The 23,748-nt window shown below is 57.2% G+C and carries 16 protein-coding genes; 12 read left to right on the forward strand and 4 right to left on the reverse strand.

Annotated elements, in window-relative coordinates; all coding sequences use genetic code 11:
• Positions 1 to 111: 111 nt before the first annotated feature.
• Positions 112 to 858, reverse strand: a complete 747-nt coding sequence (gene hemQ / locus ACFOTD_RS21920; RefSeq protein WP_378122061.1) for a hydrogen peroxide-dependent heme synthase — start codon at positions 856 to 858, stop codon at positions 112 to 114.
• Positions 859 to 1,025: 167 nt separating this feature from the next.
• Here hemQ and ACFOTD_RS21925 point away from each other — a divergent pair, with 167 nt between their 5' ends.
• Both ACFOTD_RS21925 and ACFOTD_RS21930 read left to right on the forward strand, forming a co-directional pair.
• Positions 1,026 to 1,310 carry a YuiB family protein gene (locus ACFOTD_RS21925; protein ID WP_282907317.1) on the forward strand — a complete coding sequence of 95 codons (285 nt, stop codon included), beginning with the start codon at positions 1,026 to 1,028 and terminating at the stop codon, positions 1,308 to 1,310.
• Positions 1,310 to 1,726, forward strand: a complete 417-nt coding sequence (locus ACFOTD_RS21930; protein ID WP_378122062.1) for a GtrA family protein — start codon at positions 1,310 to 1,312, stop codon at positions 1,724 to 1,726. The genes ACFOTD_RS21925 and ACFOTD_RS21930 overlap by 1 nt, the downstream gene beginning before the upstream one ends.
• 620 nt (positions 1,727 to 2,346) lie before the next feature.
• On the opposite strand, the gene ACFOTD_RS21935 is transcribed toward ACFOTD_RS21930, so the two are convergent.
• Positions 2,347 to 4,434, reverse strand: coding sequence for a class I SAM-dependent methyltransferase (locus tag ACFOTD_RS21935; protein ID WP_378122063.1), 2,088 nt, complete (start codon positions 4,432 to 4,434; stop codon positions 2,347 to 2,349).
• Between the two features lie 17 nt (positions 4,435 to 4,451).
• The gene (locus ACFOTD_RS21940) at positions 4,452 to 4,943 is read right to left on the reverse strand and encodes a GAF domain-containing protein (RefSeq protein ID WP_378122064.1); all 492 of its coding nucleotides are present in this window, start codon (positions 4,941 to 4,943) and stop codon (positions 4,452 to 4,454) included.
• Between the two features lie 206 nt (positions 4,944 to 5,149).
• Here ACFOTD_RS21940 and ACFOTD_RS21945 point away from each other — a divergent pair, with 206 nt between their 5' ends.
• The 3 genes from ACFOTD_RS21945 to ACFOTD_RS21955 are packed head-to-tail and all read left to right on the forward strand — an operon-like array spanning position 5,150 to position 8,103.
• Positions 5,150 to 5,713 (forward strand): type IV pilus modification PilV family protein, encoded by a 564-nt coding sequence (locus tag ACFOTD_RS21945; protein WP_378122065.1) that lies wholly within the window; start codon positions 5,150 to 5,152, stop codon positions 5,711 to 5,713.
• Entirely contained in the window at positions 5,697 to 6,212 is a 516-nt protein-coding gene (locus tag ACFOTD_RS21950; RefSeq protein ID WP_378122066.1) for a PilW family protein, read from the forward strand. The genes ACFOTD_RS21945 and ACFOTD_RS21950 overlap by 17 nt, the downstream gene beginning before the upstream one ends.
• A gap of 10 nt (positions 6,213 to 6,222) precedes the next feature.
• Positions 6,223 to 8,103, forward strand: coding sequence for a hypothetical protein (locus ACFOTD_RS21955; protein WP_378122067.1), 1,881 nt, complete (start codon positions 6,223 to 6,225; stop codon positions 8,101 to 8,103).
• 512 nt (positions 8,104 to 8,615) lie between these two features.
• On the opposite strand, the gene ACFOTD_RS21960 is transcribed toward ACFOTD_RS21955, so the two are convergent.
• On the reverse strand, positions 8,616 to 15,926 hold the full coding sequence (locus ACFOTD_RS21960; protein WP_378122068.1) for a DUF5057 domain-containing protein: 7,311 nt from the start codon (positions 15,924 to 15,926) through the stop codon (positions 8,616 to 8,618).
• 307 nt (positions 15,927 to 16,233) lie between these two features.
• On the opposite strand from ACFOTD_RS21960, the gene ACFOTD_RS21965 reads away from it, so the two are divergent.
• From ACFOTD_RS21965 to pilO, 7 genes are all read left to right on the forward strand, one after another.
• Positions 16,234 to 17,901, forward strand: a complete 1,668-nt coding sequence (locus tag ACFOTD_RS21965; RefSeq protein ID WP_378122069.1) for a GspE/PulE family protein — start codon at positions 16,234 to 16,236, stop codon at positions 17,899 to 17,901.
• Between the two features lie 29 nt (positions 17,902 to 17,930).
• Positions 17,931 to 18,974: a type IV pilus twitching motility protein PilT gene (locus ACFOTD_RS21970; RefSeq protein ID WP_378122091.1), complete on the forward strand. Its 1,044-nt coding sequence runs from the start codon at positions 17,931 to 17,933 to the stop codon at positions 18,972 to 18,974.
• Positions 18,974 to 20,182 carry a type II secretion system F family protein gene (locus ACFOTD_RS21975; RefSeq protein ID WP_378122070.1) on the forward strand — a complete coding sequence of 403 codons (1,209 nt, stop codon included), beginning with the start codon at positions 18,974 to 18,976 and terminating at the stop codon, positions 20,180 to 20,182. Before ACFOTD_RS21970 ends, ACFOTD_RS21975 begins: the two co-directional genes overlap by 1 nt.
• Positions 20,183 to 20,278: 96 nt before the next feature.
• Positions 20,279 to 20,758: a prepilin-type N-terminal cleavage/methylation domain-containing protein gene (locus ACFOTD_RS21980; RefSeq protein WP_378122071.1), complete on the forward strand. Its 480-nt coding sequence runs from the start codon at positions 20,279 to 20,281 to the stop codon at positions 20,756 to 20,758.
• 70 nt (positions 20,759 to 20,828) lie between these two features.
• A complete protein-coding gene (locus ACFOTD_RS21985; protein ID WP_378122072.1) occupies positions 20,829 to 21,587 on the forward strand; it encodes a prepilin peptidase in 759 nt (252 codons plus the stop codon).
• A gap of 17 nt (positions 21,588 to 21,604) precedes the next feature.
• Positions 21,605 to 23,116: a pilus assembly protein PilM gene (gene pilM / locus ACFOTD_RS21990; RefSeq protein ID WP_378122073.1), complete on the forward strand. Its 1,512-nt coding sequence runs from the start codon at positions 21,605 to 21,607 to the stop codon at positions 23,114 to 23,116.
• A complete protein-coding gene (gene pilO, locus ACFOTD_RS21995) occupies positions 23,088 to 23,711 on the forward strand; it encodes a type 4a pilus biogenesis protein PilO (protein ID WP_378122074.1) in 624 nt (207 codons plus the stop codon). The genes pilM and pilO overlap by 29 nt, the downstream gene beginning before the upstream one ends.
• The last annotated feature ends 37 nt before the right edge of the window (positions 23,712 to 23,748 follow it).

The raw sequence follows: 23,748 nt of genomic DNA on the forward strand, positions 1-23,748 counted from the left end.
AGCTCCTCGGCTCGCGGCCGCCGGGCAGGCAAATAAAAAGCAAGCACGCGTCCGGTCCATGCCGGATGGTGCTTGCTTTTATTTTCCCGGGACAGAGAGCGGGAAAGCCGTTTACGCGCGCAGCAGGTCCGCAAATCCGTCCGCCGTCAGCAGGTTGCCGACATAGAACGGACCGAACTCGCCGTAGCGCGCGCTGACCTCGTCGAATCTCATTTCGTACACGAGCTTCTTGAACTGCAGCGCTTCGTCCGCGAACAGCGTGACGCCCCACTCCCAGTCGTCGAACCCGATCGAGCCCGTGATGATCTGCTTGACCTTGCCCGCGTAGGTGCGTCCGATCATGCCGTGGCTGCGCATCAGCGTCTTGCGCTCGTCCATCGAGAGCGAGTACCAGTTGTCGCCGAGCAAGCGGCGCTTGTTCATCGGATAGAAGCAGATATGCTTGGATTGCGGCAGAATCGGCTTGAGGCGCGCGGCGACCTCGGGAATCTGCATCGGATCGGTGCCGGCAGGCGCGAGATAGCTGCTCAGTTCTACGATGCTGACGTACGAATATTCGGGCTTTGCGAACTTGGCGAAGGCGGAGCGGTTAAACGCGTTCTCGATCGCGTTCAGCTCCTCCAGCGTCTCGCGCAGGTGCATGAATACGAAGTCGGCCTTCTGTCCGACGATCGCGTAGACGGCAAGACTGCCTTCCTTGCGTTCCTCGGTCGCCCGCCAGTCCGCGATCAGGCCCAGCAGCTCCTGCCGCGCGGTCTCGCGTTCCTCGGGAGCAGCAGCCTTCCAGGCCGTCCAGTCAATCGTGCGGAAGTCGTGCAGCGCGTACCAGCCGTCCAGCGTTTGTGCGGCTTCACTCATTTGCTTCAACTCTCCTTCTCGTCGTGCCTTGTCCAACATGGCTTTTCCCATTTTAGCCTATATTCGCTCTCCCGGGCAAACGCCGGCGCATCCGCGCGTTGACTGCCGTCAAACCGATCTTGTAAACTAATAGAGCATACATCCGACCGGGAGGCTTAACATTTAAGATGAGAGAGATTCTGCAAGAGATTCTCGGCACCATGCTGTTCTTCGTCCTGTTCTTCGGCATCGGCTTTATCCTGAACATGCTGATCAAGACGACCTGGCTGCCGACTTGGATATATGTGATCGTCGTGCTGCCCCTGGGCGTATGGCATTTCTGGAATCCGGAGCTTAGCGTGCTCGCGTTCATCGGCGTGTTCACGCTGCCGTTCATCGCCGGCATCGGCGGCGCCCTGACGAGCGGCTGGGCGATCCGCGCGCTGCGGCGCGGCGGCTACAAGATGTTTTGATGAAAATCGACAGCCGGGAAATTAAACGCGTCTTCAAGTTCGCGGCGATCGGCGTGCTCAATACCGGGATCGACATCGCGATATTCGCGGCGCTCGTCTACGCGCTAAGCTGGTCCTCGCTGCCTGCGCAGTGCGTCTCCTATTTCCTCGCCTTCCTCAACAGCTATTGGTGGAACCGGCGCTGGACGTTCGGCATGCGGGAGCGCGGCAGCGCGAGGGAGCTGCTCAAGTTCGGCGTCGTCAACGCGCTGTCCTTCCTGTGCGCCACGGGCGTCCTGCTCGCCGCGGAGAAGGGGCTCGACCTGTCGCCGATCCTCGCCAAGCTCGTGTCGGTCGCAGCTTCGCTGGCCGTCAACTACGTCGGGAGCAAGCTGTGGGTGTTCAGGCAGGGGACGGAGCTGGGGCGCGGCAATTAGCAGGGGAAAAAGCCGACGGAACGCATCGCGCGTTCGCGTCGGCTTTTTTAGATGATCTTGGCGCTGCCAACTGCATGCTTACGTTTGACGGGCCAAATAACTGCATTTGTGCAGGTATCCTCTACCGGCTCGCGCCATATAGTGAAATACCTGCAGATGTGCAGGTAAATGCAAAGCACAAGCCGAAAATCCGGCGGATGGCGGAAAATAACTGCGCTTTTGCATCTATCCTGATATTAAGGGGCAACATCGGCATAAAAAGATGTATATTTGCAGGCATTGCGGCGAAAGAGCGACGCTGGCGACGATACAGGGCCTACTTGGAACGGCTGGCTGACGGGCCATCGACGGGCCATCGACGAAGCCATCGACGGGCCATCGACGGGCCATCGACGGGCCATCGACGGGCCATCGACGAAGCCATCGACGAGCCATCGACGAGCCATCGACGAGCCATCGACGGGCCATCGACGAAGCCATCGACGAGCCATCGACGAGCCATCGACGAGCCATCGACGGGCCATCGACGGGCCATCGATAGACGTTTCGCGCGACGCCGATTTCGGATATCCGGCCAAACTTAAAGTGAACGTCAGGGCGATCGATCCCTGATGGTTTTTTTAAGCGCGCCGCGCGATGACGATAAAGCAGGTGCTGTCCGGCAGCGGCACGGGATGTCCTTGTTCGTCGAACAAGGCGACCTTGTCCGCCAGCGCTTGGGTGTACCCTTCCTGCAGGTAGTGCCGCATGACGACGATTTCCGCTTTTTCGCCAAGCGTGTCCCGAATGAAGCGCTCGTACTCGCCCGGCGTGAAGTAGCCGAACTGCTCCTGCACCTCGTGAACGTAGGCTTCCTCGCCCCAAGTGTACGTGTAGAGGAACTCCATCGCGTCGTTGACCGGCAGCGAGACCTCGTTCTGGCTCAGCTGCGCGTAGACGATCTTGCGTCCGGCGAAATCCCGGCTGTACCGCGCAAGCCATGCCGGCCCGTCGGGCTGCAGGAACCGGATGACGCGCTTCTCGTCCGGCTCGGTCATGATGCCGTCGCGGATAATGATGCGCCCGCCCGCCGCGAGCACGTCGAACGCGCTCCTCAGCGCCGCGGCTACCGTATCCCGATTGAAGCGCGAGCCGTTAAAAGGAATGTAGGAATATAGCTCGTGCAGGATCGAAGAGAAAATGACGGTGTCCACGCTGCCGGGCTCCACGTAGTCCTTGAGCGCGAGGGCGTCCCCCTGGAGCACCTCCCAGTTACGGGCTTCCGCGTGCTTTTTGCGGGTCAGCGCCTCGATGACGTTCGCCGAGATATCGATGCCGACAGCCTTGACGCGCGGCAACTTCTCCTCCAGCAGGTCCAGCAGCACGCCGCCGCCCGGGCCGATGTCCAGCACCTTTTCGCCGACGACGAAGTCCAGAATAACCTTTTTATAATCCGCCGTGCTGTTCATGTCCGCCAGGTAAGTTTCTTCGTTGTGAAAACGGTCGTAGGCGTCGCGGCGCAGCTCGAACAGGTCGAACAGCAGCAGCACCGCCTTCTCGTAGAGCGAAGACTTCTCGGCCTCCACGCAAAAATCGATAAGACGTTCCGCGGCCGGCGAAAACTCGAAGTCGAAAAATAGCGTGTCCGGCAGCTGCGCCTTGCAGACAAGACGGTGGCGCAGATGCGGGTTCCCGAGAACGGCCGTCCCCGTGCGAATTCGCTCCCAGTCCAGTTCGCCTAGGTACTTTTCGATGATCCGCTTTTTGTAGACGTTTATTTTTTTGCTGCCCTTGTAATCGTAGTACATCGCGTTCATGACGTTCTCGAAGCTGATATGCTTTACTTCCGGCAGCGTATCGTCGCTGGCGACGATGGCGAAGATCTTTAGGAACTGCGCCAGCGAAAAGTCCTTCAGCGCGGCCTCGACGTACCAGAACGTCTTGGATTCCAGCGGCGTCAAGGCAGCGAGCAGGTTGAGCTCCGCATCGAGCGTCGCGAGCTCTCCCTCGAAGTCCTCGCCGCGGCGGATCGATTGCGTCCGCAGCCTGCGAAGGCGCTCGCGGATCGGGAGCAGCGTCTCTTCGGCGTTGCCCGCGGCAATCCGGCGTATGATCGCGGCGACGTCGGCCTCGACCTCCGTCCAGAGCGCAGGAGATACGGCGGCGATAATGCAATAGTTAAGCGCGGTCAGCAGACGCTCCCGCTCCTCCGCCGAAGCCAGCGATCGCTCTAGCGCGCGCTCCAGCGGATCGTGGTCCTCCGGCGGCACCTCGCCGCGGAGCTCCTGTCCGACGAGGCCGTGCGTCTCCACGAGCGCATGGACGAGCTGCGTGCGCTCGTTTGCCGCCCCTGCAGCAGCCTCCTGGCGGGCAAACAGCTGGGCGGAGCCGATATTGTGCACGCGGAAGTTGATGCCCTGCGCCTGCCAGCCGAGCCTGTCCCGGTGCGAGCCGCCTTTGGCCGTTTCGCACCAGGCGAGCGCTTCTTCCACAAGCTCCTTGATCCAGTAAGAGACCGGCAGCGCATCAAGCAGCCGCAGGCTCCGCTCCACGTAGTCGAGTACCGGGTTGGACTGCGTAAGTTCACGGATGGAGGCAATTCGTTCAAGATTGACGACGGTCTCCTCTGCGGAAGCGAGCAGCTTCAGCCAAGGCGGCGCCGCGGACAGCGCCTCCTCGGCATAAGGAGAACGGCGGTAAGCTTCAATGGCTTCGAGAGACTTCAGCATCGGTTCTCCTCCTGTCTTTACAGATGTTGCGCCAGCAGCGCGTTGAATTGCTCCAACAGACGCTGGTCGTCTTCGCTGAAGCGGTCCGGCAGCGGGCTGTCGATATCGAGCACGCCGATCAGTCCGCCTGCGGCGTCGTAGAGCGGCACGACGATCTCGGAGCGCGAAGCGGCGTCGCAGGCGATGTGCCCGGGAAACGCGTGCACGTCCGGCACGCGCAGCGTCTCGCGGCGCGCGGCGGACGTGCCGCACACGCCCTTGTCGAGCGGGATGCGAACGCAAGCGGGCAGACCCTGGAACGGACCGAGCACCAGCCCGCCGCTATCCCCCTCGATTAGGTAGAAGCCGACCCAATTGATCTCGCTCAGGTAACCGCGGAGCAGCGCCGAGGCGTTGGCCAGATTGGCGATGCGGTAAGGTTCGTCTTCGATCAGGTGCCGCAGCTGCGTCAGCAGCAGCTTTTCGTTTTCCTCTCTCGTGCCTGCGTAAGCCTGCGGGTTAAACGTCATTACGAATCATCCTCTCTGATCCGATTATATAGGATAGCGGAGAGGTTCACCAAGGTACCCTCCGGCGGTGGCCCGGGCCCGTCGAATCATGCGGAAGCTTGGGGAATCGATCGATTCCCTCATGTATTAAACGGAAACTATATGTTAAAATAAGAGAATAATTTAGGTAAAAAGTAGCTATTTTTATAGGAAGTAGGTAGTATATTTTGAGAACCTGGCTCCAAAAACGCCGGTCGGCGGAAGAAGGCTTCTCGTTAATCGAAGTTTTGGCGGCGATCACGATCCTGTCGATCGTCTCTTTGGCGATGACGGCGTTTTTCATACAGGCGATGAGCTACGCGAAGGGGAACCAGAACAAGACGGTGGCGGTGAATTTGGCGCGGAACGCGCTGTTTTTCGTGGAGAAGCAGAGCTTCGACGTGTTCAATACATATTTTGAAAAAGATGGCTTCGGCATCGTCGACCCGTCCTCCTGCGAATACGACGAGGCGAACAATATCGTAATCTCGTGCAAGGATGCATCGGAGACCGCGGATCTTTTTAATAACGTTCCCAATCTATGGATCTTATTGAATCCCTCCGTCAATGGAAGAGACTATCAACTGACGATTGAATATGACGATCAATTGCTTGCAGAGAATGATAAAGCAGAAGGTCTGGAAACTTATCTGATCCCGGTCAAAGTCGTGACGCGAGAGAAAAACGCAAATCCGGGAAGCCGAGGCTCGGCAGAGGTGGGGGGATATATTACGGATGAGAAAATTCGTTAAAGAAGTCCGCCGATCGGAAGCGGGGCTTACGCTAATTGAGCTGATCGCCTCCCTGACCGTGCTCTCTATGGTAAGCATCGCCATATACGGCGTTATCCACTTTGGATTCAACACCTACCATAAAGTAACGATCGAGAATTCGCTCCGGGACGAGGGAGACCTGATCATGTCGACGGTCATTGCCCAACTGTACGAGGTCGGACCCGAATCGATCAAGCAACTGCCGGACGGCATTGAATTAACAAGCGATACCGAGAAGCGGACGCTTAAGATCGATAACGGACAGCTGCACATTCTACGCGAAGACGGCACCGATCAGCCGATCGATACCGATTCGACCGTGGGTCCCATCGAGAGCGGCGCGGACGAGATTCATGTCAGCTGTCAGGCGGGGATTAACGAATGCGCGAGCGGACTTATCGAGGTATCCATCAAGCTCTCGCAATCTTATGCAGGCCAAGTTCACGATCTGGCGCTTAAAAGCCGGTTCGGCTTCTAGGAGGTTACCGATGCTACCGATTAAATGGCGCAGTCAAGAGGGTTCGGCCTTGCTGCTCGTTATCTTTATCATGATCGTGTTCACCATGCTCGGTCTTGCGCTTATGGGCGCGACGATCGGCGGTGCCAAGCGGGCAGAGACGCGAGAGAACGATGTCCAAAGCTTGCATTTGGCCGAAATGTCGCTCAATGAAGCCGCAGCCAGCGTGGCCTTGCTCTTTAAGGATAAGGAAGATATCAACCTGGACAGTCTCAAAAGCGATCTGGAATCGATTAAGCTGACAAGCACCGAGGGGCAGGTCGGAGGAACGAGCGATATTGTAAAATTTAAGGTGAACGAGAATCAGGGGATCAATGTCGGCGGCGATGTGACCAAGCAATTTTCAATCACCGTACAGGCCCAAGCCGAGGTGAATGGGGTCGTTCGAACGCTGGAGCAGGTCATTTCTCTGGATAGTTATCCCGAGTTTCTGCAGTACGGACTCGGCTCGGAACAGAACGTGTATTTGAACGGCGCGCCATACCTGTTCGGTAAATTGTATTCAGGCTTGAAGCTGTATGTTAAAAATCAGGCGGATTATCGATACAATATGTCGGCTGGCGACATGACAACCTTCTTGCACACAGATACGGCCTTCCCGACAATCGGCGGCAGCGGCGACAACAAAGGTAATCTTTTTTTGCAGGACGGCAGCAGTCTTGTAGCCACCGACAGGCTTGGGAATAATGAACCGACCGTCGTACCGCTGGACAATGCGGATGAATTGAAGAAGACGACCGGATTGACGATTAACGATATTCAATACCGCGATCGCAAGAAGTTCGTATCGGTAAGCGTAGAGGAATCCTTTCTCGATAAGGTAGCCGAGGCTGTCGGCGATACGAAGGTAAACCGCAATTTGCCGTCCCTGTATCCTGCGCTTCCCAAAGACAATGTGACGGCTGCGGCAAAAAGCTTCCTGGCGAACAATTTGCTGTCTCGCGCCGGATTATCCTATATCAGCCTTCCTCAGAAGCCGACGGCCCTGGCGCCTGACGCCGACGATGATGCGATAGCCGGGTATAACGATAAGATGAATGCCTATCGCGCCGCATTCATTGGCACAATGCCTGCCGAGACCGCCATTTATAACGGCGATCTGACGATCGACGGCGCCGAGCTTCAAAAAATCTCGTTTAATGAAAAAGACAAGCGCTACAGAGAGCCTAACGCGGATCCAAACGCCGAGTTCATGAAGAGCAACTGGCTCATCGTCAACGGCGACCTAACGATCGATAATCCAGACCCGGAGAACGATCTGGAAGTCAGAGCGAACATACTTGTCGCAGGCAATGTATTTATCGAAGGCAAGGTCAAGATGGACGCGACGATCATCGCGTTGGGCGAATCGACGATTCAAGATGCCGAGATCTCCGGACTGGAGGACAAAGAACTGCTCCTCATCTCGAAGGGGAAAATTTTGGTCAACCGATTCGACTCTTTTAATACGGTAAATCAGGCGTTTATTCCCGATGGTCCGTATCACGCCGGTAATCCAAAGGTGCTTCAAGCCTTTTTGTACACCGACAGCGATGCGGAACTTTACGGCGTCGGATCGGCATTCTGGATCAAGGGCGGCTTTTTCGCCAAAGGCGATCTTTTGATCAATGCCGTACTGGGCAACACGAATCCTGACAGCAGCAATACGCAGCTGGAATTCGATCGGATCAATAGCGGCGTTTACCCTGCCGAAGACCGGTTAAAGTCGAGATTTATCGTCCAATATAATTCAAAAATTTACGACGATCAGAATGTCGGCTTGCCGCGCGTCAAACAGATTAACGTAAATATCGGCAAAAAACGGCTCGTACCGCTGGGAAGCAAAGCAAACGAAGCAGACAACGAAAGTTGAAGCTAAAAGGGAATCAAAAAAGCAGCGTCGCGATCGCGACGCTTTTTTTTTGCTTATTTAGAAAGCATAGCTTGGGGGGCAGTTCGCGACAGGTAAGCGCGTTTTCGGCGTGCTTGAGTTTGTCGATGTTCTGCTGGGCGAAAAACCTGCATTTGTACATGTATTTTCTGTCGATCAACGACATTTGATAAAATACATGCAGATGTGCAGGTAAATTCAATTCACAAGCCGGAAATGGGGCTGGTGAAGGAAAATAACTGCGCTTTTGCATCTATCCCGTTTAAAAAGGTCGACATCGGCGGAAATGGATGCAGATTTGCAGGCATTGCGTGGGAATAACAACGCGGGCGCCGATATCTCAGCCTATCGGAACGCATGGCGGATGAGCCATCGACAGGCTTTCCGCACAAATCAAGTTTTGAATATCCGCCAACCCTATAAAAAGAGACCGTCAGGGCGATTTCGCTCTGACGGTCTTCATGTGGATCTGCATTCGCTTGCCCATACCTGGTTTAGTATCGATCTCCGCCATGCTCTCGGCCGTCCGTGCTCGGCGTCGAGGCGTTTTGGATCACGATCAAGGTCGAAGCCGTGATCGCTTCGCCGATCAACGGACTATCGGCAGGAGGCGCATAAGTGACGCTGACGGCTTCTGTGCCGGCTTTCACCGGCGTGACGATACCTGCGCTGCTAACCGTAAGAACGTCGTTGGTCAACGAATCGAACCATTTCAGATGACTCACGATCGAATCTCTCAGACTTTGCGGCGCTGACGGCAGGATCGACAGATTGCCTTTATTGCCGTCAAGCAAATTATAATTGACGATCGGCGTACTTAGCGTCAATTCAATCCGAGGCGGCAGGCTGAGCTCGACGATGTCAATGGTGAAGGTCTTGCTGACAATATCCTTCCCCGACTTCTTGTAGGTGACCTTAACGGTCGCCGTGCCTGCCGTAGATGCCGCCAGTCGGCCTGACTTTTTATTATCCTTGGCTTCGTTGTCGGCCAACGTAGAGTCATTGCCGGCAATGCTCCAATACAGGTTTTTCTTAACCTCCGCATCCAGGTCGGACGGGAGAAGAGCGCTCAGGTCCGTCGTGCCGTTGCGCTTGATCGTCAGCTTCTCGGGAGGCCCGAGCACGACCGGGAGTACTTTGACCGTCGTGTAGACCGGAATGTCCGGGCTGCCGTCAGAAGGCTTGTAGATCAGCGTGATTTTTTCTTCGCCGAGCTGGACGCCGGTCGCCAGGCCGTTATCGTCCACATCAACGATGTTTTTGCCCGTTTCGTCCTGCCAGGTCAGATGCCCGAGAATCTCGTCCTTCATCGAATCAGGCGCGATGGCCAGATCGTCCTTGAGATCGCGCGGATCTGCGCCTTGTCCGATCTCGATGACGTCCGGGAATGCGATGGATACGACGCGGATCTGGGTCTGCGCTTGGGCGGCCTCGTCTTTAGACGAAGAATTCGCGTATACGGCCGTGACCGTTTCCGTGCCCACCTCATGCGCCGTGAGTACACCCGACTGATTCAAGGTAACGACCTTATTCCCGTTCGTATCGGACCAGGTTACGAAAGGCAGAATCGCCGTCTTGTCGCCGATCGGTTTGATGCCCAGCTTGTCGGACAGATTGTACTGCGTGTCCAGCAGCATCGTAAAGGTAGGCGGCAGCTCAAGCTCTACCGGCACGACATTTACGTTGAATTCCGCTCTGATCTGCGGGCTGCCGTCGCTTGGCGTATAGATCGCCATCGCCTTTTGGGTGCCGCTGCGCTCGCCGGTCACGACGCCGGCTGCAGATAACGACAGCTTGTCTTGGCCAGTCTCGGCCGCCCAAGTCAGATGACCTTCGATCTCGCTCTTAAGCGCGACAGGACCGCGTGTCAGATCGCCAAGCAGATTGCGCGTGAGGCCGAGCGTAACCGTGACATCTCTGCCGGTCAGTTCGACGACGTTTACTTTGACTTGCTGCGACCAGAGCACTTGGTTGCTGCCGGGCAGCTTGTACTCGGCGAGCACCGTCGCGACGCCAGGCGATTTGGCTGTCGCTTGCCCTTTGTCGTTAAGATAGGCGTAATTATCGCCGCTCTTGATAGTCCAGCTCAATCCGTCGATGAAGCGTTGACGGTCACCGCTACCGTTCACCTTAAGATGATCGGTATCCGCCAGTTGGACCGTGGAGGATCCGGTACTCGACAGTGTGACGCTGCCTGTCATAGACGCCTCGATGACATGGACTCGGATGCTCAAGGTCGATACGACAGGTCCGTCTGCGACCGGCTTGTACTCGGCTTTGATGGTCTCCTCGCCTGCGGCCAGGCCAGTAACCTTGCCGTTGGCGTCGACGGAAGCATTGCTTTTGCCGTTCTCGTCGGTCCATACGAGATGGGTCAGTACCTCGTTCTTAAGGGAAGCCGGCGTTACGACAATCAGACTGGACAGATCTGCAGGCTCTCCGCCTTTGATCACGACCGCTTCCGTAGGTCCTTCCAGCAGCACGACGTTTACGACGATCTCCCAGACGGCGATGACGCGTCCGTCCGCATCCTTATAGGTCGCCGTAATCTTCTCCGCCCCGGGCGCGAGGCCTTTGACGATTCCCGTAACGGGATCCACGGACGCCATTTCTTTACCTTCCTCGTCGGTCCACGTGAGATGAGATTTAACGTCGTCCGTTAATCCGGCAGGAAGGACGGTGATCTGGTCCTTCAGGTTAATCGTACCGTCCTTGGCGATGATGACTTGCGTCGGACCGCCTAGCTTGACGACCTGCACTTGAATGTTCCACGAAGCGATGACCGGACCGTTCGCGGTCTCCTTGTAGGATGCTGTCACCGTCTCGATGCCGGCTTGCTTGCCCGTCACGATGCCTGTTCCGGCAATGGAGGCGAACTCCTTACCCGCTTCGTCGGTCCATATTAAATGCCCTCTGACCTCTGCGTCGTATGTCGCAGGAAGCACGGTCAACAACGCCTTCAAGTTAAGCGTACCGCCTTCTGCTACGATGACGGATGCGGGGCCGCCGAGATCGACGACATTGACCTTTATCGTCCAAGAGGTAACGACAGGCACGTTAGGCGCCGGACGGTAAGCGGCTGTCACCAGCTCGCTGCCTGCGGCGACGCCTGTCACGACGCCGGCCGAATTGACGGAAGCGTAAGACTTGCCTGCTTCATCGCTCCATTCCAGATGGCTCAATACTTGGCTGCTCAGATTGCTGGGGAGCGCTTCAATCAAGTCCTGGACGGTCAGCGTGCGACCTTTGCCTACCGTGACTTGCTCAGGTCCGCCGAGCGAGATCACGTTGACCTTGATTTTCCACTCCGCGATGACGGGGCCGTCAGGCGTTTCTTTATAGCCGACCGTGATCGTTTCCCATCCTGGCGCAAGTCCGGTTGCGATGCCTGCGGCCGTAACCGATGCGATCGTCTTGCCGCTCTCGTCGCTCCAATACAGCTTGCCAAGCAATTCTGCGGACAGATCCGCCGGCGCGCCGGAGATCAGCTTTTTCAAGTCGATCGTCCCGCCAAGACCCACCTCTACCTCTTCGGGTCCGGATAGCGCTACGACCTTAACCTTAATCGTGCGGGAAGCGATGACCGGCCCGCCCGATACAGCACGGTATTCGACTGTTACGTCCTCGCTTCCGGTCTCGGTGCCGCTGACGATGCCCGCCGCATTCACGGATGCGAAGTTTTTGCCGGCTTCGTCGCGCCAGGTCAAGTTGGCAAGCATGGCATCGCTCATGCTGGAGGGTAGTGCAGTAATTAAGCTGTTCAGATCCAGCGATTTGCCTTTGCCGATCGTGACGGAAGCCGGCCCGTCAATATCCACCACGTTCACCTGAATCGTCTTCTGGATCACGATCGGTCCGCCGTCAGTCTGACGATAGGTGACCGTGACATTTTCGATACCCGTCGCAGTGCCGGTGACGATCCCGGTTGCAGCGCCGACGGACGCAAAGTCTTTTCCGGACTCGTCGCTCCAGGTCAGACGGTTCATGACCGTGGAACTGACGTCAGATGGCGCGGCGCTAACCAGCGCTTTGACGTCAAGCGTCTTGCCTTTGCCCAAAGTGACCTGCTCCGGCACGCTCAGATCGACGACCGTGACGCGCGTCGATGCGGTGACCGGCGTCGTCTTCGGATTTTTCTGGTACGAAGCCCCGACGGTGGCGGATCCGGTCTTTTTGCCGATGACGACGCCATTGTTGGCTCCGGCTTCTACGATGGCCGCGTCGCCGCTCGTCCAAGTCGTATAGCTCTGGATGCCTGTTTTGCTCGCCAGCGGCGTTACGCCAAGTGCGGTGGTCCACAAATCCCGCTTCCACTCCGTGCCGAGTCCGATGTGAATGTCCGCAGGCAGCGTCAGTTGGATCGGCTGGATGACCGTAATGCGGTACGTCTTGGTATAGGTCTTGCCCTTGCTGGTCGTGGCAACGACCGTGATATCGATCGGGCCGGCATTGACGCCGGTCAGGATCTTCTTCATATCGTCGGCGCCGTTGCCGAGCTCGCCGATCGTGGACTGGCCGGAGCCGATAGACCAGGTGAGCCCGGTGAGCGTCTCATTTGCCAGGACGAGCTTGGCTTCGAGGTTGATCGTGTCGTCGACGTTGACGGTATTCGGTCCGACGATGTTGATGCCCGGGACGACGACCGTCACATTCGATACGGCTGTTAGTCCGCTGCCGTCCGTCGCGGTCGCGGTGATCTTGGCCGTGCCTTCGGCAATGCCCTTGATGATGCCTGCGGCATCGACCGTTACCAGATCGGGGCGATCGGAGGTCCAGCTAAGCGTCTTGTTGGACGTATCGTCAGGACCGATGACCGGCGTCAGCTTCGATTCGTCGCCCTTCGCGATGATCGTGTCCGACAGGCTCAGGCTGGCCATCTTGGTGACCGCTTGAATCTGATACGGCTGGAACTGCAGGCTGCGCTCAATATCCTTGGTAACCGTAGCGCCATTTACGTAGAAGTCCGTGAAGTTCAAGTACGAATTGTCGAGCAGATAGCTGCCGTTCTGCTTTGGCGTTACCTTCACCGTGAAGCTGACCGGATCGGCGACAAAGTTCTTGCCGTCCTGGCTCAGGCGATACTGGATGTCAGCCAGTGAGCCGGTCAAGCGATATCCTGCGGCAAGCGTGCCGGATACGGCCGGATTCAGCAGCAGTGGAGACGTATCCGCCGCGAGCACTTCGAGATTGACCGGCAGCTTTTCGTCCAGCTTGAAGTTCTTGATGACCAGGTCATCGGCATTAATGCCGTTTTGGAAAGGAATGCTCTTCGGCGTAATCGTGTACGTCATCGTGAACGGTACGTTCTTTTCGATCTGGTTGTTCACGACGTTGGCGGACAGCGTACGGCTCAGGTCGACGTTGGCGGTCACCTTCACGACCTGGGTCGTAACCGTCTGGGTCGCGCTGGCGCCGCTCTTGTCCTTGGCCGTGACGTAGATGACCAGCTCGCCGCCGTTCGGCAGCGGATTGTCGTACGATTCGGTAACGATATCGCCCGTTTTGACATCGGAATACGCCTTGACCTGCTTTTCGGTCCAAGCGTCCGAGGCGCTGGCCCGGTACTTGAAGCTGACGGCCGTACTGAGCGACCGGTCGATGACGTCATAGTCCTGGGCCGTATAGCTTAGCAGCACCTTATTATAGGAAGGAATAATCTTGCCGGTGACCGCAAAATTCGTCGGCGTGCTGACGTTGACGATCGGCGCGTGGTTCGAGCCGATAAACGCCCGGTACATCGTATTGACGAACAGGCGCTGTTCCCAATCCGGGAAGTTGGCGTTCGTATGACCGGTGCCGGAGTAGGTGACGTTGCCGTACGAATAGGTGTAATAGTGGTTCCAGCTGTCGTCGTCGTCCCGCGGGCCGCCCGTGATGTTGTACCAGGGAATCAGCTTCGGATCTTCGAGCTTCAGGCCGAAATACTGGTCGTGTGTCGTATTGACCTGCGTAATGACGCTGCTGATGTTAAAAGGGAACCGGGTCAGCAGGCCTTCGTTGACCTTCTTGGTCGTCGTCGAGGTGTGCGGCGCGCTTAGACCCATGTTCGTCATCGGGCTCAGTTGGCCGGTCGACCCCTGAAAGTAGCTGATCCAGTTGGTACTTCCCTGGAAAACGGTATCGTGCGTGAACATGACGCTCTGTCCGGTCGCGATATAAGCGTTGACCGCGTCGGCGGCGGTCTTGTCGATGCTGGCGCTGCTATTGTAGGAGTCCGCAAAGCCGAAGATCAACATGTCGTAATAGCCGTTAAGCGTCTTGTAGCCGGAGCTGTTGAACGTGCTCATGGACATCGTCTTGATGGTGATCTCGTAATCGTCCGTCTTGAGGTAGCTCTGGTTCATATTATTGCTTTTGAGCAAGCTGCTGCTCGTATCGCCGTTAGTAGGTAGAATCTGCAGGACGTTGATCTTGGTCAGCTCGTCGCGGAACCGGAGCACGCCGCTCTGGATGTCCTTCAGCTTACTGCCTTGGTCGACAAGCTCGAGCTTCCAATAATGGACGCCGGAGTAGCCCTTGGGCAGGCGGAAGGTAAGCGTATTGCCGGTCGTGGCAGTCACGGGCTGGGAAACGATCAGGTTGTTGGAGTCGAACTTCAGCACGCTGTCGATGCCGATGTACAGGTTGGCGGTCATGCTTCGCTGGGCGATGTTGCCGACATTGGCCACGTTGAACGTATAAGACAACGTATCTCCCGCCACATAAATTTGATTCTGATTGGCGGTGTAGTCGATCGGCTTGCCTGTAACGACAAGACGCGGTCGTTCCGCGGCTCGGTTGATCAGGTCGGTCTTCGTCAGGAATTCGCTGGTGTTAATTAAGTTCGAATCGCCGACGAAAATGACATTGCTTTTGTTCGATGTCGGGACGAATGTGCCGGTACCGGTGAGGGAAGTCGCGTAGGGCGAGAGTCCCGCTTTCAGGATGCCGGCCGTATTTTGATAAAGGGCGCCGCTGCTCGAAGTGGAGCTGGTCTGTTGGCTATATACGATGACGGGCAGGCCGCGATCGATGTAGTAGTCCTTCAGTTCTTTAAATTTCAAGTTCGTGATGTCGTTCATGATGCTTTTCGTATCATGGTTTTGGCCGCTGGTGGAGACAAGCGTGGCGTTGTACGCGCCTTTGCCGATGTAGATCGCGTCGTACCGGCCGTCGAGCTCGTCCCGCTGCGCGACGAACTGCTTCATCCGGATGGAGTCGATCTTGATAACCGGGTCGTTGTAGGTGCTCAGGATCGGCAGGAGATCCGACGTGCCGTCGTCCGTAATCTCGAGCACGCGGATTTCTTGTTTGGACGAGATGGGCGAGACATCGGTGATCGTAAATTTTTGTTTGGCGTCGGTTGCGGTATCGCTGTTAGCTTTGATCGTAACCGTAGCGTTGGCGCTGCTGTTGCTGGCAGAGGTCGTCAGGAACTTGCCGTTCGAGAGCGACTTGAATGTAAATGAGGTACCCGATGCATCTTTCTTGAAAGTCTCCGTGATTTTTACTGCAGTTGCGCTGGCAGCCAGATCATTAGTGCCGCTGGCCGTGACGAGCATGCCGTTCGATTGCGCGCGGAAAGACACGGTGCCGTCGCCCCAATCGGTCATAATGAATTTGGCAGCGGTCCCGGTTCCTAACTGCAATTGCGTGCCGTTCAAAACGACGTTCTTTACGCCGTTGTTCGGCGTCGTTCCGGTAATCGTCACTACCGAATAAGTAGCCGCATGCGTATGGGCCGGGCCGAATGCCGTAACGGGCACCCCTCCGATGACTAAAACAGCCACCAGCAACAAGCTCAACCATTTCCGAATTTGCGACATGTTTTCTCCCCCTAGTAATTTCTATGTAGTCTTCCAAGTTGTTTTCGGTAAATAGGATGCTAGACCTAGAACCTTCCGAACCGATTTTACCATATTCTTCTGAAAAAAAACTGAACAATTTTTGTGTCGATTTTTGGTTTATTATGGCACAAAATGCTGCTTGTCTTTTCATTATGCGGCGATATATAATCCTTCTGAGAAAAAAATTGGAAAACTGTCGTTAAGTATCATTTTTTTCACTGGAAATTTACACGTAATTAACACATATAAATGCAGGACTATAGGACTATAGTTTGAGGTGATAGGTTTGGCGATCGTGAAGAAGAGATTGGGAGACTTGCTGGTTGAGAGCCAGATCATCTCCGAGGCGCAGCTTCAGGAAGCGCTCCAAGAGCAGCGCAAGACGAAGCAGAAGCTTGGGGACCTGCTCATCACGCAGGGGTACATCAACGAGCAGCAGTTGATCGAAGTGCTCGAGTTCCAGCTCGGCATCCCGCATGTCAGTCTCTTCAAGTATCAGATCGAGCCTTCCATCACGCAGATTCTTCCCGAAGCGCTGGCGCGGCGTTATCAAGCCATTCCGATTCATAAAGAAGGCGGCAAGCTGCTCGTCGCGATGGCGGATCCGCTCGATTACTTCGCGATCGAAGAAATGCGGATGAGCACGGGGTTCCGCATCGAGCCCGCGATCACGAGCCGGGACGAGCTCAACCGAGCGATCGCCCGCCACTACGGTCTGCAGGATTCGATGAGCCAGATCATGGGCGAGCTCCCGACGACGCAGGAAGAGATCCGCGAGACGGAGATTACCAACGAGGATTCTCCCGTCGTACGCCTGGTCAATCAGATGATCCAGCAGGCGATGCAGCTGCGGGTATCGGACATTCACGTCGATCCCGGCGAAGCGAGCGTATCGATCCGTTACCGGCTGGACGGCGTCCTGCGGACGGAGCGGACGATCCCCAAGCAGATGCAGGGCTTCATCACCGCGCGTCTCAAGATTATGGCCAGATTGAACATCGCCGAACGGCGTCTGCCGCAAGACGGCCGCATGAAGATGACGTTCGACAACCGGACGATCGATATCCGGGTTTCCGCCCTGCCGACGATTCACGGGGAGAAGATCGTGCTCCGGCTTCTCGATCTCAGCACAGGGGTGAAGTCGATCGACCTGCTCGGCTTCGGCAAACGCAACCAGGCTATTTTCCGGGAAATGATCGAACGCCCTTACGGCATTCTGCTCATCACGGGGCCCACCGGCAGCGGCAAGACGACGACGCTCTACTCGGCGCTGAACCATTTGAACCAAGAGTCCGCCAACATCATTACGGTCGAGGACCCGGTGGAATATCAGCTCGAGGGCATCAACCAGGTCCATGTGAACCCCACGATCGGCTTGACTTTCGCAGCCGGCCTGCGTTCCATTCTGCGTCAAGATCCCAACATCGTCATGGTGGGCGAGATCCGGGACACGGAGACGGCGGAGATCGCGATCCGCGCCTCGCTTACGGGCCACCTTGTGTTATCCACGCTGCACACCAACGATGCGATCAGCACGGTGACCCGACTGAGGGATATGGGCGTAGAGCCCTACCTCGTCGCCTCGTCGCTCATCGGGGTCGTCGCTCAGCGCCTCGTGCGCCGCATCTGCCCGGAATGCAAGGCCGAGCAGGCGCCGACCGAGCAGGAGGCCATGCTGCTCAGAGGGCGCGGCTTGCAAGCGGACAAGCTATACGCAGGCAAAGGCTGCGGCAATTGCAACAAGACGGGCTACCGGGGACGCGTCGCCATTCACGAGGTGCTGGGCATGAACGATACGCTCCGCCGAATGGTCTCGGAAAACGCCACCGTAGAAGAGCTTAGGAACGCTGCGGCGGAGCAGGGCATGATCATCCTGATGGACGACGGCTTTGCCAAGGTGCTCGGCGGCATCACGACGCTTCAGGAAGTAATCCGCGAGACCGTCGCCTATTAGCGAGAGGGGAACACACGATGACAGCAGTGATGAAGAGCCGCATGCTAGACTTGCTGCGTGCGGCGCACGAGGCCGGCGCGTCCGACCTGCATATCTCGGTCGATTCGCCCCCGATCCTACGGGTGAACGGCAAGCTCCAGCCCGTCGGCGAGGATAAGGTGACGGCTGAACATGCCTTGCAAATGGCGCAAGCGCTGATCGACGAGGAACAAACTGAGCGTTTCGAGCGAGCCGGTGAGCTGGACTTTTCTTATGAGCTCGAGGGACTGTCCCGTTATCGGGTGAATGCCTACCGCCAGCGGGGCAAGGTCAGCATCGCGGTGCGGACGATTCCGACGAAGATCCCGACACTGGAGCAGTTGCAGCTGCCGCAGATTTTGAGCACGCTCGCCGGCAAGCCCCAAGGGTTGATCTTGGTCACCGGCCCGACCGGCTCAGGCAAGTCCTCGACGCTGGCCGCGATGATCAAGTACATCAATACGCACGAGAAAAAGCATATCGTGACGCTGGAGGATCCGATCGAGTATTTGCATGGTCATGGCTCCTCGATCATCGACCAACGCGAGGTGGGCAGCGACACGAAGAGCTTCGCCAACGGTCTGCGAGCCGCGCTGCGGCAAGATCCCGACGTCATTCTGGTCGGCGAGATGAGGGACCTGGAGACGATCTCGGCCGCTGTGACGGCCGCGGAGACCGGGCATCTCGTGCTCGCGACGCTGCACACGACCGACGCGCCGCAGACGATCGACCGGATCATCGATGCGTTCCCCGGCCATCAGCAGGGACAGATTCGCGCCCAGCTTGCCGCGGTGCTCGTCGCCGTCATCTCGCAGCGGCTGCTGCCGCGTACGCAGAACCGGGGCAGAGCTTGCGCCACGGAGATTCTGGTCAACACGCCGGCGGTGGCGAACTTGATCCGAACGGAGAAGATCCATCAGATCAAGAGCGTCATGCAGACCGGCCGTCAGCTCGGCATGCATACGCTGGAGAACTCCATCAAGGAGCTGCTGCAGGCAGGCGCGGTCGAGCCGGCATACGCGCGGGCTTATCTGGCTGAGTCGGGTGTGCTCTGATGGCGGATTTTCTCTATCAGGTTCGCAGTCAGACCGGACGGCAGATTAAGGGCAAGCTATCGGCCTCGAGCAAGACGGCGGCGATGGACGAGCTGCGCAAGCGCAACCTCGTCGTCCTCTCCCTCAACGAGCAGAAGACGACCTTTCTCAACACGGATATCTACATCGGCAATCCGGTCAAGCACGAGCACTTCATCATCTACTGCCGGCAGTTCGCCACGCTTATGCGCGCCGGCGTCAGCATCGTCGAAGCGACGGCCATCCTGGCCGAGCAGACCGAGAGCAAGCCGCTCAAAAAGGCGCTGGTGGACGTGCATACGGGGCTGTTGCGCGGCGTGTCGTTCTCTCAGTCGGCAGGCGAGCACAAGAAGATTTTCCCCGCCATCTTCCTGAGCATGATCCGCGCGGGCGAAGAGACGGGCGATATCGAGGGCACGCTGGAGCGGCTGGCCAAGTTTCTGGAGAAGCAGCATGTGACCCGGGAAAAGATCAAGTCGGCGATGACGTATCCGCTTGTCGTCGGCGTGCTGGCGATCGGCGCGGTCGTGTATCTGCTAAAGGCGGTCGTGCCGCAGTTTGTGACGATGTTCGAATCGATGAATGCGCAGTTGCCTGCAATCACGCTCATGGTACTGGCGCTCAGCAAGTCGATCGAGCATCAGTGGTATCTGTGGCTGCTCGGCGTGATTGCGCTCGTAGCTGTGCATCAGGTTGCCAAGCGCACGGACAAGGGGCGGTACTGGATCGACTACGGCAAGCTGAAGGTGCCGATCTTCGGCAAGCTGGCGCAGAAAGGCGCGATCGCGCAGCTAACCCGCACGCTGTCCTCGTTGTACGCGAGCTCGGTGCCGGTACTCCAGTCGCTGCAGATCGTCGAAGAGCTCGTTAACAACGTTGTCATTGGCGGTTACATCCGCAAGTCCGCGGACTCTCTCCGCCAAGGCAGTCCGCTGTCCGAGCCGCTTAAGCAATCGTGGGTGTTTCCCCCGATGGTGACCCAGATGATCTCGATCGGCGAAGAGACCGGCGCGCTCGACCAGATGCTGGAGAAGGTCGCCGACTTCTACGAGATGGACGTCGAGAACACCGTCGACCGGCTCAAGTCGCTGCTCGAACCGCTTCTGATCGTCTTCCTCGCGGCGCTAGTCGGAACAATCGTCGCGGCGATCATGCTGCCGATGTTCACGCTGTACGGGCAGATGGGTTGATCGGGAAAAAGAAGGATACGAACAAGTTGTCCATGCGTCAACAGGCGCTAGAACATATAGATTTTAAAAAATGAGTGAAAAGCGGAGGGAATGGAAATGAGAACAGCTGTAATGAAGCGTCTCGGCAAGGCGAAGGAAGATCAAAAGGGTTTTACGCTGATCGAGCTTTTGGCGGTAATCGTAATTCTGGCGGTTATTGCGGCGATTGCGATTCCGTTGATCGGGAATATTATTAATCGTACTAAATCTGATGCGGACGTATCTACAGCTAGACAAATTTATGACGCAGCTAAGCTGTATGTAACAACCGAATTGAATGGTTCATATCCGAAGAAAACGGCAACAGCAAACTCGGGGCAAATCACTGTTGATACCTTGCAAACAAACGGGTTTCTTGATAAGGGCATAGCTTTGCCTAGTACAAAAACTGCATTAAACACTACTGGGAGTTACCTACAGTTTGACGGAACTGGTGCACTTGAATCAATAAGACTGTTAGACACGAGTTCAACACCTGTTGAAAAGAATTATGATGATTCCGAGGTTCTCGCAGTAAAAGCTAGCGCCACACCGTAATACTATTTCCAAGGAACCGGCCCCACCGGTTCCTTTTCTCTAACTAACATCGAAAGCGACTATCGCCATCATGACGATTCTTCTATATATATACCTTTTCGCGCTTGGCGCGGTGCTCGGCTCGTTCTACAATGTCGTGGCGCTGCGCGTGCCGGCGGGCGAGTCCATCGTCTCGCCGCCGTCGCGTTGTCCGCGATGCGGGATGCGACTCAAAGGCCGCGATCTCATTCCGATCGCGAGCTGGCTGCTGTCGCGCGGCCGATGCCGTCATTGCAAGGCGCCGGTATCGCCATTGTATCCGCTTGGGGAGGCCGCAACGGGGCTGTTGTTCGTCTGGGTGTATGCCAGCTTCGGTTGGAGCCCGGCCGCGATCATCGGACTGTTGCTCGTCAGCCTCTGCGTCATCGTGACTGTGTCGGATCTGGCGACGATGCTCATTCCGAACAAGGTGCTGCTGTTCTTCGCGCCTATTCTGACTGTGGCCTGCCTGCTGCTCCCAAACGACATTCCATGGTGGAGTCATCTGCTCGGCGCATTAGCCGGCGGCGGTGTCCTGCTGCTCGTCGTGATCGTATCGAAAGGCGGGATGGGGCTCGGCGACGTCAAGCTGTTCGCGGTCCTAGGCTTCGTCGTCGGCCTGCCCAACACGGTCGTTGCGCTAGTCGCGGCTTGTCTGGCCGGTACGATTGTCGGCGGCGCGCTGCTGGCAACCGGTATCGTAAAACGCAAGCAGCCAGTGCCTTTCGGGCCGTTTCTGGCGCTGGGCGCATGTCTTGCGTACGGCTACGGCGCGGATATCATCGATTATTATTTATCTTTATTTACCTGAACGGGGCGTGACTCACAATGTTCGGATCAGGCGCCAAGACCATCGGCCTGACCCTGGATCCGTCCGGGGCAAGACTCGTTAAACTGAAGAAAAAGAAGACCTGGGAGATCGAGCGCGTCAGCGTGCTGCCGCTGCCCCCCGGCCTTTTTGAAGAGGACCGAATCTCGGATTACACGGCGGCGCGCAACCTCCTCAGCGACTGGATCAGAAATGAAAAGCTGCAGGGGCAATCCGTAACGCTTTCTTTTCCCACGTCGCATGTCATCGTTCGCCGCCTGCGCATCCAGAGCACCAGCGACAGAGACCTCGCCGGACTCGTGGCGCTCGAAGTCGAGACCACGCTGCACCTGCCGTTCGAAGATCCCGTACACGACTTCATCAAGCTCGGGACCGAAGCGGAGAGTACGAATGTACTCGTATTTGCCGCATCCAGGCAGCTGATCCAGTCCTATACGGACATGGTCGAGGGAGCGGGCCTTAGAGTGTCCGGCATCGAGCTGTCGGCGACGGCGCTGGCGCGCGCGATCCGGGAGCTTCAGGACGAGAAATTCGGGGAGACGATGCTGGTCAACCTGGACGCGAGCGCGCTCGAGATCTATATGTTCCACGGCGGACACCCGGTCTTTCTGAAAACGATCGCGCTCTACGGACAAAGCGACACGGACGGCGCCCTGAGCGAGAACCAGCTGTCGGAGGTGACGGCCGAGATCGCGCGGATGCTCAACTTTTATCAGTTCAGCATCCACGAGGGCAACGCCCGGATCACCGAAGCGCTCATCGTCGGCTCGGACCAGGGAAGGAATCAGCTGCACGCGGTGTTGCAGCAGTCGCAGCCGGAAGTGAGCATTCGTGCGTTTTCCTTTGACACGTATGCGACGCAGCATACCTACAGCGCGGACGACAATCGGGTGGCGGTGGGACTCGCGCTGTGGCATCAGGACAAGCAGCGGATCAACCTCATGCCGCGCGTCGACCGCGATGCGCGACTGTATCCGGTCATCCTCGCGGCCTCGCTTGCCGTGTGGGTGCTGGCGGTAGGGGCTGTCTCCTATTACTATTTTGACAACAAGTCCGCGCTTAAAGCCGGAGAAACGACGATCTCGCAGCTGAACGATCAGATCGCGCTGCTGCAGAGCGGTCTCGAGGCGCAAAACAGCCAGCAGTCCGGCCAAACGAATCCGCTCAAGGTGATCGAGGACATTCGCGACAATCGCCGTGACGCAGTAGCTATACTCGCTGAACTAGAGAGCAAGCTGCCGACCGGAAGCAGGCTTCAAAGCGTTAGCTACAGCAGCTTGGGCCAGATCGGTTTGACCGTCCAAGTGTCGGATTTCGATAACGCGTCCCGTTACTTGTTCGATCTGAAGCGCATGTCGTTCGCGGCATCGGCGCAGCTGCAATCGGTCGCTCAGAGCGCCGCCGGCGAAGGTCCGGTCGTCGTCGCGACGAAGACGGCGATTTATTCGCTCGATATGAAGAAGCCGGAAGGAGGAGAAGGAAATGACGGGACTGCAGACGCAGCTCAATAAACGTTCGTTGGGCCTGATCGGCGTCGTCCTGCTATTCCTGCTCCTGCTGATGTTCGTCGTATACAAGCAGATGCCGCTTAACTCGGACTTGTCCGATCAGAACGACCAGATCGCGAACCTGCGCAGCCAAGCGGATCTGCTCACGAAAAAAGCCGCCGAAGGCAGCGCGGCGGGAGCCGAATATTCGGACGCGTCCGTCCAGCAGGCGCTACCGCTCTCGGACAATACGGAACAGATGCTGCTCGATTTGAAAAAAATCAGCCAGGCGACGGGCGTGGCGATGCTGAACGCGACCTTTAGCGCGTCCGACAGCAATCAGCTGCAAAGCATGTTAGGCGGCGAGCAAACGCCATATGCCTCCGTTGGCGAGCTTAAAACAGCCGTCGCCATCGAAGGAACGTACGACCGTCTGCTCGAATGGGTCGGCGCCCTGCAGAAGCTCGAACGTCTCGTATCGGTGGACAACTTCGCGATCGCGAAGCCTGCACCCGCGGACCTGGGCAAGGCGATGACGTTAAACGTCAATTTCACCGCCTACTTCGATCCGTCCTATCGCAATCTGGTAGACGAAGAATTGCTGCCTTACCAAGAGTAACGACCGATTCCCTGCCAGAAGGGGGACGGTGCGGAGC

Source organism: Cohnella sp. GCM10012308 (assembly GCF_042649185.1).
Lineage (GTDB): Bacteria > Bacillota > Bacilli > Paenibacillales > Paenibacillaceae > Cohnella.

Excerpts from the sequence above, each read along its gene's own strand:
- hemQ (WP_378122061.1), bottom strand. The coding sequence starts at position 858 with ATGAGTGAAGCCGCACAAACGCTGGACGGCTGGTACGCGCTGCACGAC.
- ACFOTD_RS21925 (WP_282907317.1), top strand. The coding sequence starts at position 1,026 with ATGAGAGAGATTCTGCAAGAGATTCTCGGCACCATGCTGTTCTTCGTC.
- ACFOTD_RS21930 (WP_378122062.1), top strand. The coding sequence starts at position 1,310 with ATGAAAATCGACAGCCGGGAAATTAAACGCGTCTTCAAGTTCGCGGCG.
- ACFOTD_RS21935 (WP_378122063.1), bottom strand. The coding sequence starts at position 4,434 with ATGCTGAAGTCTCTCGAAGCCATTGAAGCTTACCGCCGTTCTCCTTAT.
- ACFOTD_RS21940 (WP_378122064.1), bottom strand. The coding sequence starts at position 4,943 with ATGACGTTTAACCCGCAGGCTTACGCAGGCACGAGAGAGGAAAACGAA.
- ACFOTD_RS21950 (WP_378122066.1), top strand. The coding sequence starts at position 5,697 with ATGAGAAAATTCGTTAAAGAAGTCCGCCGATCGGAAGCGGGGCTTACG.
- ACFOTD_RS21955 (WP_378122067.1), top strand. The coding sequence starts at position 6,223 with ATGCTACCGATTAAATGGCGCAGTCAAGAGGGTTCGGCCTTGCTGCTC.
- ACFOTD_RS21960 (WP_378122068.1), bottom strand. The coding sequence starts at position 15,926 with ATGTCGCAAATTCGGAAATGGTTGAGCTTGTTGCTGGTGGCTGTTTTA.
- ACFOTD_RS21970 (WP_378122091.1), top strand. The coding sequence starts at position 17,931 with ATGAAGAGCCGCATGCTAGACTTGCTGCGTGCGGCGCACGAGGCCGGC.
- ACFOTD_RS21975 (WP_378122070.1), top strand. The coding sequence starts at position 18,974 with ATGGCGGATTTTCTCTATCAGGTTCGCAGTCAGACCGGACGGCAGATT.
- ACFOTD_RS21980 (WP_378122071.1), top strand. The coding sequence starts at position 20,279 with ATGAGAACAGCTGTAATGAAGCGTCTCGGCAAGGCGAAGGAAGATCAA.
- ACFOTD_RS21985 (WP_378122072.1), top strand. The coding sequence starts at position 20,829 with ATGACGATTCTTCTATATATATACCTTTTCGCGCTTGGCGCGGTGCTC.
- pilM (WP_378122073.1), top strand. The coding sequence starts at position 21,605 with ATGTTCGGATCAGGCGCCAAGACCATCGGCCTGACCCTGGATCCGTCC.
- pilO (WP_378122074.1), top strand. The coding sequence starts at position 23,088 with ATGACGGGACTGCAGACGCAGCTCAATAAACGTTCGTTGGGCCTGATC.